Annotated in this window: 11 protein-coding genes; 8 read left to right on the top strand and 3 right to left on the bottom strand. The window is 30.4% G+C overall.

Going from position 1 to position 12534, the window contains the following annotated elements:
- Positions 1–44: 44 nt before the first annotated feature.
- The 3 genes from Q8S45_RS00685 to Q8S45_RS00675 all read right to left on the bottom strand — a co-directional run bounded on the left by Q8S45_RS00685 (position 45) and on the right by Q8S45_RS00675 (position 5187).
- Positions 45–1205 (bottom strand): formimidoylglutamase, encoded by a 1161-nt coding sequence (locus Q8S45_RS00685; RefSeq protein ID WP_305600304.1) that lies wholly within the window; start codon positions 1203–1205, stop codon positions 45–47.
- 39 nt (positions 1206–1244) lie between these two features.
- Positions 1245–3728, bottom strand: coding sequence for a type I DNA topoisomerase (gene topA / locus Q8S45_RS00680; RefSeq protein WP_305600303.1), 2484 nt, complete (start codon positions 3726–3728; stop codon positions 1245–1247).
- Between the two features lie 232 nt (positions 3729–3960).
- Positions 3961–5187 (bottom strand): LVIVD repeat-containing protein, encoded by a 1227-nt coding sequence (locus Q8S45_RS00675; RefSeq protein WP_305600302.1) that lies wholly within the window; start codon positions 5185–5187, stop codon positions 3961–3963.
- A 255-nt stretch (positions 5188–5442) separates the two neighbouring features.
- On the opposite strand from Q8S45_RS00675, the gene miaB reads away from it, so the two are divergent.
- From miaB to Q8S45_RS00635, 8 genes are all read left to right on the top strand, one after another.
- The gene (miaB, locus tag Q8S45_RS00670) at positions 5443–6876 is read left to right on the top strand and encodes a tRNA (N6-isopentenyl adenosine(37)-C2)-methylthiotransferase MiaB (protein ID WP_305600300.1); all 1434 of its coding nucleotides are present in this window, start codon (positions 5443–5445) and stop codon (positions 6874–6876) included.
- Positions 6877–6878: 2 nt separating this feature from the next.
- On the top strand, positions 6879–8114 hold the full coding sequence (locus Q8S45_RS00665; protein ID WP_305600299.1) for a sigma 54-interacting transcriptional regulator: 1236 nt from the start codon (positions 6879–6881) through the stop codon (positions 8112–8114).
- A 22-nt stretch (positions 8115–8136) separates the two neighbouring features.
- Positions 8137–8646 carry an LptE family protein gene (locus Q8S45_RS00660; RefSeq protein ID WP_305600297.1) on the top strand — a complete coding sequence of 170 codons (510 nt, stop codon included), beginning with the start codon at positions 8137–8139 and terminating at the stop codon, positions 8644–8646.
- Positions 8646–9413, top strand: a complete 768-nt coding sequence (locus Q8S45_RS00655) for a hypothetical protein (protein ID WP_305600296.1) — start codon at positions 8646–8648, stop codon at positions 9411–9413. Before Q8S45_RS00660 ends, Q8S45_RS00655 begins: the two co-directional genes overlap by 1 nt.
- Positions 9410–9757 (top strand): preprotein translocase subunit SecG, encoded by a 348-nt coding sequence (gene secG, locus Q8S45_RS00650; RefSeq protein ID WP_305600294.1) that lies wholly within the window; start codon positions 9410–9412, stop codon positions 9755–9757. Before Q8S45_RS00655 ends, secG begins: the two co-directional genes overlap by 4 nt.
- A gap of 155 nt (positions 9758–9912) precedes the next feature.
- Complete coding sequence (gene groES, locus Q8S45_RS00645) at positions 9913–10191, top strand: co-chaperone GroES (RefSeq protein ID WP_305600292.1); 279 nt, start codon at positions 9913–9915, stop codon at positions 10189–10191.
- A gap of 146 nt (positions 10192–10337) precedes the next feature.
- Positions 10338–11972, top strand: a complete 1635-nt coding sequence (gene groL, locus Q8S45_RS00640; protein ID WP_305600290.1) for a chaperonin GroEL — start codon at positions 10338–10340, stop codon at positions 11970–11972.
- A gap of 123 nt (positions 11973–12095) precedes the next feature.
- A complete protein-coding gene (locus Q8S45_RS00635) occupies positions 12096–12422 on the top strand; it encodes a transposase (RefSeq protein ID WP_305600288.1) in 327 nt (108 codons plus the stop codon).
- The last annotated feature ends 112 nt before the right edge of the window (positions 12423–12534 follow it).

Below are 12534 nucleotides of genomic sequence, written 5' to 3'. Positions count from 1 at the left end.
AAAACTATTAAAAGATGTTTTTATTTTACAATTTTTTATATTTTTTATACAATCTTTTTTAGCGTTCTAATCCACCTTTCTGGTATTTCTTGATTAGTAGCGCTAATATAATCCTGATATGTACATGGTATTAACGCATGTCTCTTAAATTTATTATTACTGCTTAAATTTATTTCTATCCACCATCTACCGCTTTTATTACTTTTATGAAAGTTTAATACTTCATTATCTATAGGAACAATAAATTTTTGATAATTATCTTTTAAACCAAATGGATAATCATTGGCTCTAAAATTAACTCCTTCGATAAAATACCAAATCATTTGTGAAATTAATTGAGCAGTTTGATTTTTTAAATCAAATTTTGGATTGTACTCATATATCCCGAATGAAGAAACTTTATCACTTATGCCTGCATATCTAGAAATCGCACAAATTTCAGCACCAGTAAACCCATTTGGAGTTCCATTTTTGTTGGCTGGAGATTCTGAATTTTTTATAACTGACATGTCAATACTCACTATATCAGCATCTCGAAGTACTGGTTCAACAATTTGAATATTATTAGAAACTTCCCCCAAACGATAAGAATCAAAAAATAAATTATCTAATAAATCTAACTCTTCTTGAGAATTTAAATAGGTTTGATAGCCAATATTACTAAAATTAAATAGATTATTGGGCTGATTCATTACAATTTTACTTAGAAAAGATTGTGAAGTTAACTCATCTTCAATAGTTCCTAAATCAAACTTATTATCAACTGAAACTAAATTTACAGTTTGTTCTAATTTATCATAAGCCCTATAATTAGAATAGGTTAAATTCTGTCCTCCACCAATAATAATAGGTATAATTTTATTTTTTATTAGATCTCCCAAAACTTCTTGCAAGGCAAAAAAAGTATCACTTAAGGTGTTTCCTTGTTTTAAAGTCCCCAAATCAATTACATTTGTTGGCCAATTACCTGGATATAATTTATAAAGTTCAATTCTAATTTGGTCAAAATCTGTACCAGATCCTTGATTATTTACAATTCCTCTTTCCTCTTCAATAGTTATAAGAGCAACCTTCTTATTTGATAAATCTGGCAATTCATTTTTTGAAGAAAAAATTTCAATTTGTTGTCCAAAAGAAAGATTGGATCCCAATAATGCATGGGAAACCAATAAATCGTCAACAGGATTTAGAAACTCGAAATTCATTGAGGGGTTATTTTTAAGGCGAAAGATAATTAAAAAAAATTATTTTTTAGCGATTTTTCTTTTTGTTGTTTTTTTAGCAGGCGATTTCTTTTCAATTAAATCTTTAACTTCTTCTAAGGATAAAGCCGAAGCATCAACTGTTTTAGGTAATTCTATTTTTATTTTTCCTTTAATAATTACAGATCTGCCCCATCTCGCTTTTTCAACACGTATACCATCTTTGGTCCAGTTATGCAATACCTTATCAACTTCTTTTTGTTTTTTATCTTCAATCAAAGATTCAATATCACTTTGAGATAGATTATCAAAATCGTATTTCTTACTTACATTAATAAATATATTATTCCATTTTATAAAAGGACCGAAACGACCCACACCTTTTTGAACAGGTAAATTTTCGTGCTGAGCAACTGGAGCATCTGCCTCTTGTTTTTCTTCAATAAGCTCAATAGCTCTATTAATATCAATTTCCATTGGATTTTCACTTTTAGGAATAGAAACAAACATGGTATCAAATTTAATGTAAGGACCAAATCTTCCAACGGCTACTTCAACATCTTTGTTTTGAAAACCTCCAATTACCTTTGGTAATTTAAATAAATCCAATGCTCCCTCAAAAGTAATATTACTAATGCTTTGATCACCTTGTAAACTAGCAAATTTTGGTTTTTCTTCATCACTAACTTCACCAATTTGAACCATTGCCCCAAACCTGCCAAGACGAACATAAACATTTTTTTTAGTTTCCGGATCAATTCCTAATAAACGCTCTCCATTAGCTCGGTCAGCATTTTCAGAAACATTAACTACCATTGGATGGAAATCATTATAAAATTCCTTAATCATGGCAATCCAATCTTCATTTCCTTCAGCAATATCATCAAATTCTGATTCAACTTTAGCGGTAAAACCAAAATCTAAAATATGGGTAAAATTCTCTACTAAAAAGTCGTTAACAATATTTCCAATATCTGTTGGAACTAATTTCCCTTTGTCAGATCCAACTTTTTCGATTAATGTTTTAGATGTTAACTCTTTTCCTTTCAATTTTAATTGAATATAAGATCTGTCCTCGCCTTCTATGGTTCCTTTTGCAACATATTCACGCCTTTGAATGGTTGAAATTGTAGGTGCATAAGTACTTGGTCTTCCAATACCTAACTCCTCTAAGCTTTTTACCAAAGACGCCTCGGTAAATCTGTAAGGAGCTTTAGTGTAACGCTCAGTAGCAGTTATATTTCTATTTTCTAATATTTCACCAAGAGTCAAATTTGGAAGTATCCCTTCTTGCTCTTCGTCCTCATTATCAGTTCCTTCTAAATATACCTTTAAAAATCCTTCAAATTTAATTATTTCACCATTGGCGGTTAATATTTCATTATTATTAGAATTTGAAATTCGAACATTAGTACGTTCAACTTGCATATCACTCATTTGAGATGCTAATGTTCTTTTCCAAATTAAGTCGTACAATCTGTCCATGTCATAATCCATAGAAATTGATTGTTGACTCATATTGGTTGGCCTTATTGCTTCGTGAGCTTCTTGCGCTCCTTTTGTTTTATTTGCGAAATTTCTTGGAAAACTAAACTCTTTTCCAAAAGAAGATATTATTTCTTGTTGCGCTTCCTTTTTCGCATCCTCAGAAAGGTTTACACTATCAGTTCTCATATATGTTATAAACCCTTCTTCATATAATCGCTGTGCAACCATCATTGTTTTTGCAACTGGAAAATACATTTTTCGTGAAGCCTCCTGTTGCAAGGTAGATGTTGTAAATGGTGCCGCCGGCGATTTCGTTGCTGGTTTTGTTTGTAAATCATCTACTTTAAATGCGGTGCCAATGCACGATTTTAAGAATGATTCTGCAGCCTTTTTTGTATCAAAATTTTTAGGCAATGATGCTTTAAACTTTTTCCCTTCATTATTTAAAAATTCCGCTATAATTTTAAAGGATTCGACTGGAACAAAATTTAAAATTTCACGTTCCTTTTCAACAATTAAACGTACGGCTACAGATTGAACTCTACCTGCACTTAAACCTCCTTTGATTTTTCTCCATAAAACTGGAGAAAGTTCATACCCTACTAATCTATCTAGTACTCTACGAGCTTGTTGAGCATTTACCAAATTGTAATCTATATCTCTTGGGTTTTCAACTGCTTTTAAAATTGCTTTTTGAGTTATTTCATGAAAAACAATCCTTTTTGTAGTTGCGGCATTTAATTTTAATTGTTGTTGTAAATGCCAAGCAATTGCTTCTCCTTCTCTATCCTCATCTGAAGCTAACCAAACCATTTCTGCTTTTTTGGCTAGGTCCTTTAATTTTTTAACAACTGCTTTTTTATCATCCGAAACTACATAATTTGGCATAAAATCACCGTCAACATTTATTCCTATTTCATTAGATGGTAAATCGGCAATATGCCCATAACTCGATTCTACTTGAAAATCTTTTCCTAAAAACTTTTCAATTGTTTTTGCTTTTGCTGGTGACTCAACTATTACTAAATTTTTAGCCATAACTTTAAAATTACTTATTATAATTTCTCCATAAATTCTTATTCATACTTTAAAATGAAAATTTACAAACATTAAGAATTTGGACTGCAAAAGTATATAGATTTTTTTAAATGGAAAGTTTAAATAAATTTTACACAAAAATTTATTACTTAAAAACATTGACTCCCATTAGTTTAATTGCAATAAAATAAAAATAAAAGGAGGCTTAAAAAGTGTTTATTTTTATTAAAATTTAGTTTAAATTAAATGTACTTAGCAATTTAATGGCATTATTTTCATAAGAATATTGGTATAAAACACCTTTTCCAATCATTAATAAATGACTTTCAAGCGGAATTACATCAAAAGTATTAATATCATTAAAATGATTTAGGAGTACAATATTATTTACATCTGTTTTATCATAAACTTTTAAACCAGAATTACCATCACAAATAAATAATTTTTCATCTTTTATTCCCAATCCATAAGGACCTTTCATAGCATACGATTTTTTTAATACTGGTTTTTTAATATCTGAAATATCTACAATTTGCAAACTACTTTCAAAAGCACCACAAAAATTTCCTGCTCGTAACGTTATATAAGCATACTTATCATCAACTACAACAGGATCGCAAGCAGTACCATGCCTAAACTCTGACACAAATTGTGGAGCGCTTGGTTTGGTAATATCATAAATAAACATACCAGACATGCTCCCTAAAAACAAATATTGGTTTTGACTAAAAATTGTTTCAATATCAAAACCAGCATGAACAGATTCTAATTTAGTTGGAGCATTTAAATTATTAATATCAAAAATATGTATAGAATGGCTATCAACAGCATATAAATAAGAGTTTACAATTTTAAATCGAGCCATTGACCCTCCCTGACCCGTAGTGTTCCCTGATTCAGCAAAAGCAATATCTTTAATATTACTATAATATAACGGATCTGAATTAATCTCTCTCCTTTCACGAGTAATTACCCAATCGATAACAACACTGTTTTGCATGTTTAAAGATCGCCAGTCTACATCCGCATTTTGCGGAATGCTATAATAATAAGGAAAAACATCTTTTAATCTATTTACTAATTTTATGTTATTAATATCTGAAATATCAAAAACCAATAAATCCATAAAACTATCTGCATATAAAAAATTATTTTTAACTGAAATATCTACATTTCCATGTATTTTTAAAAATGAAATCTTAATAGGTTTTTCTGGATTTGTGTTATTAATAATGTGTATTCCTTTATACATATCATTCACAAAAATATACTTGTTGTAGTAGTAAATTTTGCCTGACTCTTCAATCCTTATTGGGGGTAAAATATCAACCGATTTTCTTAAATCATCAAAACTGAGCATTACCGGTGTTGCTAAATCGTAATATTCATAATTGTCGTCATTTGTACATGATGTAACAAATACAAAGACTATTGCTATTAATAAAAATATTTTTTTCATCTGTTAATTTTTTGTCGTTTTTAAAATTGAAAAACCATTATATAAACAATACGTTTAAAATATTTAAAACGCTACAGTTATTTTCTATTTATTTTAGTTTATAAGCACTAAATTTAGTCAAAATAAATAGTTTAAAATTTACTTTTTTACTCATTCTTTTGAACATATTAGATTAAAATAAGCTATTGTTAAAATTCTGCCAATCTGTCACATTTTTAAAAAATTGGTTATATATTTGCCAACCAATAAAAATATATGGGGAGCGAAAAAGTTATAGAAGAAAAAAATCAGGGTCAAGCCCTTTTAACTACTAAAATTGAGGGAAATACCAAGAAGCTTTATATAGAAAGCTATGGCTGTTCTATGAACTTAAATGATTCTGAAATTGTGGCCTCAATTCTTTCAAAACAAGGTTATAACACAACTCATTTATTGGAAGAAGCCGATTTGGTTTTGGTAAATACTTGTTCTATACGTGAAAAGGCAGAACAAACTGTTCGCAAACGTTTAGAAAAATACAATGCGGTAAAAAAGATAAATCCTAAAATGAAAGTAGGTGTTTTAGGTTGTATGGCCGAAAGGTTAAAAGCAAAATTTTTAGAAGAAGAAAAAATAGTTGATTTAGTTGTTGGACCCGATGCTTACAGAGATTTACCAAATTTATTAGAAGAAGTAAATGCTGGACGTGATGCTGTAAATGTTATTTTATCAAAAGATGAAACTTATGGTGATGTTTCACCAGTTCGATTAAATAGTAATGGAGTGTCCGCTTTTGTTTCAATTACTAGAGGGTGTGATAATATGTGTACTTTTTGTGTGGTACCATTTACCCGAGGAAGAGAAAGAAGCCGTGATCCAAAAAGTATTATAGAAGAAATTAAACAATTGGTTGATTCTAATTATAAAGAAATTACCCTATTAGGACAAAATGTTGATAGCTATCTTTGGTTTGGTGGCGGATTAAAAAAAGATTTTAAAAATGCTACTGAAATTGCCCAAGCTACAGCCATAGATTTTTCGCAATTGTTAGATTTAGCCGCAAAAGAATTTCCAAAAACTCGTTTTCGTTTTTCCACCTCAAATCCTCAAGATATGAGTTTAGATGTAATTCATACTATGGCTAAACACGAAAATATTTGTAAATATATTCACTTACCTGTTCAATCGGGTAGTACTGCAGTTTTAGAAAGAATGAACCGCCAACATACAAGAGAAGAATATATAAAATTGGTTGATAATATTAGAAGGATTTTACCAGATTGTTCCATTTCACAAGATATAATGACAGGATTTTGTGGTGAAACTGAAGAAGAACATCAAGAAACATTAAGTTTAATTGAATATGTAAAATACGATTTTGGATTTATGTTTGCATATTCTGAAAGACCTGGAACTCCTGCGGCAAAGAAAATGCCAGATGATATTCCTCTGGAAGTTAAAAAAAGACGTTTGGCTGAAATAATTCTTATTCAACAAAAATATAGTTTATTCAATACTAAAAAATTTGTTGGTAAAACTGTTGAAGTTTTAATTGAAGGAGAATCTAAAAAATCTAGTAGCCATTGGAAAGGTAGAAATTCGCAAAATGCCGTAGTCGTTTTTCCTAAAGGAGATGAAAATGTTGGCGATTTTGTTCATATCTTTATAGAAGATTGTACCTCTGCAACCCTATTAGGAAAAAGAACTTAAAAATGGAACCTTTACAAATTATTAAACAGCGTTTTGAAATTATTGGAAACGATATGCATCTAAATCGTTCACTTGAAAAAGCGATACGTGTTGCACCAACAGACATTTCGGTATTGGTTACTGGAGAAAGCGGTGTTGGTAAAGAAAGTATTCCTAAAATAATTCATAATTTATCACACCGTAAACACGCAAAATATATTGCTGTAAACTGCGGTGCCATCCCTGAAGGAACTATTGACAGTGAACTTTTTGGTCACGAAAAAGGAGCATTTACTGGAGCCGTTGGTGCTAGACAAGGATATTTTGAAGTTTCAGATGGTGGAACCATTTTTTTAGATGAAGTTGGCGAATTACCACTAACTACGCAAGTAAGATTATTAAGAGTTTTAGAAAATGGTGAATTTATTAAAGTTGGCTCGTCAGTAGTACAAAAAACAAATATTCGAATTATTGCCGCTACTAATTTAAATATGTCAGTTGCTATAAAAAAAGGAAAATTTAGAGAAGATTTATATTACCGCCTTAGTACCATTGAAATAAATTTACCACCTTTAAGAGAACGACAAAATGATATCCATTTATTGTTTAGAAAATTTGCAGCTGATTTTGCTCAAAAATATAAAATGCCTACTATTAGATTAGACGAAAATGCTATTAAACTTTTAGAAAATTACGGTTTTCCAGGTAACATTAGGCAACTTAAAAACATTGCTGAACAAATTTCCGTTGTAGAAGAAAATAGAGAAATTTCAGCTGAAAAAATTAAGCTTTATTTGCCAAATACAAATCACAATCTACCTTCTGTAATAGAAACTAAAAAATCGAGTAGTGAATTTGGCTCTGAACGAGAAATTATGTACAAAATTTTGTTCGATATGCGAAATGACATTAACGATTTAAAAAAATTGACGTTGGAGTTAATGGAAAATGAAGATTTTAATAAGGTTCAAGAGGATAATAAAAAATTAATCAAAAAAATTTATAAAGAAGAAAACATTGATTCCTTGCATAAGCCCGATGTTGAAGTTGTTCGAATTAATGAAAAATATAACAATTCAACTGATTTTGAGTTTACTGAAACTATAGATGTGGAAGAAAATTTATCCATTCAAGAAAAAGAAATAGAATTAATTAAAAAATCCTTGGAAAAATACCAGGGTAAACGTAAACTTGCAGCAAACGAATTAGGAATTTCAGAAAGAACATTGTACCGAAAAATAAAACAATATAATCTATAATATTTAAACTGGTATTTTACAAATGAACAAACTATTAAAATTATTTTTGGTAATTTTAGCCTTAATTTCATTTCAAAATTGTGGCATTTATTCTTTTACAGGAACTAATTTACACCCCGATGTAAAAACCGTTCAAATAGATTATTTTCCAAATAATGCCATTTTAGTTGAACCCTCATTAAGTCAAAAATTTACAACAGAATTACAAGATCTATTTTTAAGACAAACTAATTTAAATCTAGTGAAATCAGCAGGTGATTTAGTTTTTGAAGGCGAAATAACTGGGTACAAAATTAATCCAATGACTGCAACTGCTGATCAAACCGCTGCTCAAAATAGATTAACGATTACCGTAAATGTTCGTTTTTTCAATAGTAAATTAGAGGATGATAATTTTGAAAAGTCTTTCTCACATTATCATGATTATGATGGTAATATTCAACTTACAGGGGGACTTTTAGATGATGCCTTTAAAGAAATTTTAGAACGCATTACTCAAGATATTTTTAATGCTTCAGTAGCAAAATGGTAATGAATAATATAGACCTTCAACATATTTTAAAGAATCCTAATAACATTGATGTTGAACAAACAACTCAATTAGATATGCTGCTTCAAGAATTTCCGTATTTTCAGGCTGCACGAGCAGTTCAGTTAAATGGGCTTAATAAATTGAACAGCTATAAATACAATCAAACTTTAAAAACTACATCAGCGTATACTATAGACAGAAAAGTTTTGTTTGAGTTTATAACATCTCCACTCTTTTTAGAGAAAATAAAAAACGACATTGAAATTTTAGAAGACATTGAAGTTATAGATTTAGAAACAATAAACGTTGAATCAACCATTGCAAAAAAAGAAAAATTTATTTTTAAAGAAAGTGAATCTGATCCTGAAATTATTTTAGGATTAGGAAAACCAATTAACTTTAAGCAATCTGAACCTCATACATTTAATGAATGGATGCAACTTTCATTACAAAAACCCATTGATAGGACTCTTAAAAAAGAAGAAATTGTAAATAATAAATTCAGGCTGATAGATCAATTTATTGAAACGAACCCAAAAATTAAACCTGTCGATAAAACGGTTGTTAATATTGATTTATTAATGGGTGAGCCCGTCAATAATGATAACCTAATGACAGAGACTTTAGCAAAAGTTTATCTCGAACAAAAAAAATATGATAATGCCATCCAAGCATATCATATTTTAAGTTTGAAATATCCAGAAAAAAGTGGTTTCTTTGCAGACCGAATAAAAGCAATTAAAATTTTACAAAAAAATAAGTCATGACATACAATTTATTTTTAATTCTAATAATGATAGTAGCATTTTTGCTCATTCTAATAATTATGGTACAAAACCCTAAAGGTGGAGGATTATCTTCTTCTTTTGGAGGCGGTGGAAGCCAATCTTTGGGAGGTGTACAAAATACTACTAGTTTTTTAGATAAAAGTACTTGGACACTTTCAATTGTGTTATTAGCATTAATTTTATTATCAAATTTTGCAGCTCCAAAAATCAACGCGGTTGTTAACAGTTCTGAAATTGAAAATACACTTGAAAACAGAGAGGTACAAGACACACCTGCAAAACCAGCAGCAAATCTTCCAGTTACTGAAGATACAGAGAAATAGTTTTTAAAACATAGAATTCTAAAATGCCAATGTAAATGACACGTTGGCATTTTTATTTTATTATAATTTAAGTAAAAGTCCATTTGTCAGTTATAAGGAATTGGCATAATTTTGGAAATGCGTTATATAACTATATAAATTTAAAATACGTTCAAATGAGTAAAATTAATATTAAGCCATTAGCAGATAGAGTTTTAATAGAACCTCTTCCTGCGGAGACGAAAACTGCATCAGGTCTAATTCTGCCAGATTCAGCTAAAGAAAAACAACAAAAAGGAACTGTAATTGCTGTTGGGAAAGGAACTAAAGATGAGCCAATGACTGTGAAAGTTGGTGATACCGTTTTATTTGGGAAATACGCGGGTACTGAGCTAGTAATAGAAAATGTAGACTATTTAATAATGAGAGAAAGTGATATTTTAGCAATTGTTTAAATAAAGCTTTAAGTCTCGGGATGAAAATTCTAAGCACTGTTCTAAAAAATAAAATTATTCCTAAAATTAATTATAAAATTCATTTTATGTTTTTATGCAATTAGATAAAACTTATTGCATAAAACTAAAAACTAAAAACATAAAAAATGGCAAAAAATATAATATTTGATATTGAAGCTAGAGATGGCTTAAAAAGAGGTGTTGATGCCTTGGCAAACGCAGTAAAAGTAACTCTTGGACCAAAAGGGAGAAATGTTGTAATTGGTAAATCGTTTGGAGGTCCAATTATCACAAAAGATGGGGTGACCGTTGCTAGAGAAATTGAATTAGAAGATTCAATTGAAAATATGGGTGCACAAATGGTAAAAGAAGTTGCCTCTAAAACAAATGATTTAGCTGGAGATGGAACTACAACTGCAACTGTTTTAGCTCAATGTATTGTGCGTGAAGGATTAAAAAATGTTGCTGCAGGGGCAAATCCGCTAGATTTAAAACGTGGAATAGACAAAGCCGTACTCGCAATTGTAAAACATTTAAAAGAACAATCTCAGGAGGTTGGGAATAAATCTGATAAAATTAAACAAGTAGCGTCCATTTCAGCAAATAACGATGAAACCATTGGCGATTTAATTGCTGAAGCATTTGAAAAAGTTGGAAAGGAAGGAGTTATAACTGTTGAAGAAGCAAAAGGAACCGCAACATACGTTGATATAGTAGAAGGAATGCAATTTGATAGAGGTTATTTATCACCATATTTTGTAACTAATGCTGATAAAATGTTAGCAGATTTAGATAATCCATATATTTTATTATATGAGAAAAAAATTACAAATTTAAAAGATTTATTACCAATTTTAGAACCAGTTGCGCAAAGCGGTAAACCATTATTAATTATTGCTGAAGATGTTGAAGGTGAAGCATTAGCTACATTAGTAATGAATAAATTACGCGGTGCACTAAAAATTGCTGCTGTAAAAGCTCCAGGTTTTGGAGATAGAAGAAAAGCAATGTTGGAAGATCTTGCAATTCTTACAGGAGGTACTGTAATTTCTGAAGAAAGAGGATTAACTTTAGAAAACACTACCATTGACATGTTAGGAACTGCTGAGAGAATTACTATTGACAAAGACAACACTACCGTTGTTAATGGTTCGGGATCAGCAGAAGATATTAAAGCTAGAGTTTCTCAAATTAAAGCTCAAATTGAAACTACTACTTCCGATTATGATAAAGAAAAACTACAAGAACGATTAGCTAAATTAGCTGGTGGTGTTGCCGTTTTATATGTTGGAGCTGCAAGTGAAGTTGAAATGAAAGAGAAAAAAGACAGAGTAGACGATGCTCTTCATGCTACTAGAGCAGCTGTTGAAGAAGGTATTGTTGCTGGTGGTGGCGTGGCTTTAGTTAGAACTAAAGACGTATTAAAAAGTATTACCACTGATAATTTAGATGAACTTACAGGAGTTAAAATCTTAGATAGAGCTATTGAAGAGCCTTTAAGACAAATTGTTGAAAACGCAGGAGGAGAAGGTTCTGTGGTAGTTGCTAAAGTTATTGAAGGAAAAGGAGATTTTGGCTATAACGCAAAAACTGGTGAATATACTAAAATGTTTAAGGCGGGTATTATTGATCCAACTAAAGTTACAAGAATTGCGTTGGAAAATGCAGCATCTGTTGCAGGAATGATATTAACAACTGCTTGTGCATTAGTAGATATAAAAGAAGCTAACCAAGGTGGCGGAATGCCTCCAATGGGTGGTGGAATGTCAGGAATGATGTAATATTTTTTATAAATAATTAAGAAAAGTGCTTAATTAGCACTATCACAAAATCTGTGTAAGTTTAAAAAATAGCTTGGGTTTAAACCCAAGCTATTTTTGTTTAATTTTAAATTTTATACAGACATGAAAAAAGAGGAATTATTTACCGATGAGTTTTTAAAACAGTTTAAAACTGGAGATGAACTCAACAGCTTTTTAAAGCAATTACAAAAGCGTGGCATCGAGAAGATGCTGGAAAGTGAGCTTGATAGCCATTTAGGTTATGATAAGCATCAACAAACCATAGAGGGTAATGCTCGTAATGGATTTACTCCTAAAAAAGTGCGCACCTCCTTTGGAGAATCACAAATTCAGGTTCCTAGAGACAGAGACGCTTCTTTCAATCCAATGTTAGTTCCCAAAAGAGGCAATATGATTGATGGTATTAACCTAGCGGTAATATATTCATAAAAAAGTTGTATATTTGTCCTATGGAAAAAGAAGATTTTAGGACAGTTGATGATACGATTAGAAGTTCGTATCGAAAAAAGGCAATTGCCTTAATAAAGAAAGGCGTAAAAAA

It is taken from the genome of Lutibacter sp., from assembly GCF_030692605.1.
Lineage (GTDB): Bacteria > Bacteroidota > Bacteroidia > Flavobacteriales > Flavobacteriaceae > Lutibacter.
Note: the sequence above shows the minus strand (reverse complement) of the source record. Positions and strands in the feature narration are given on the sequence as shown.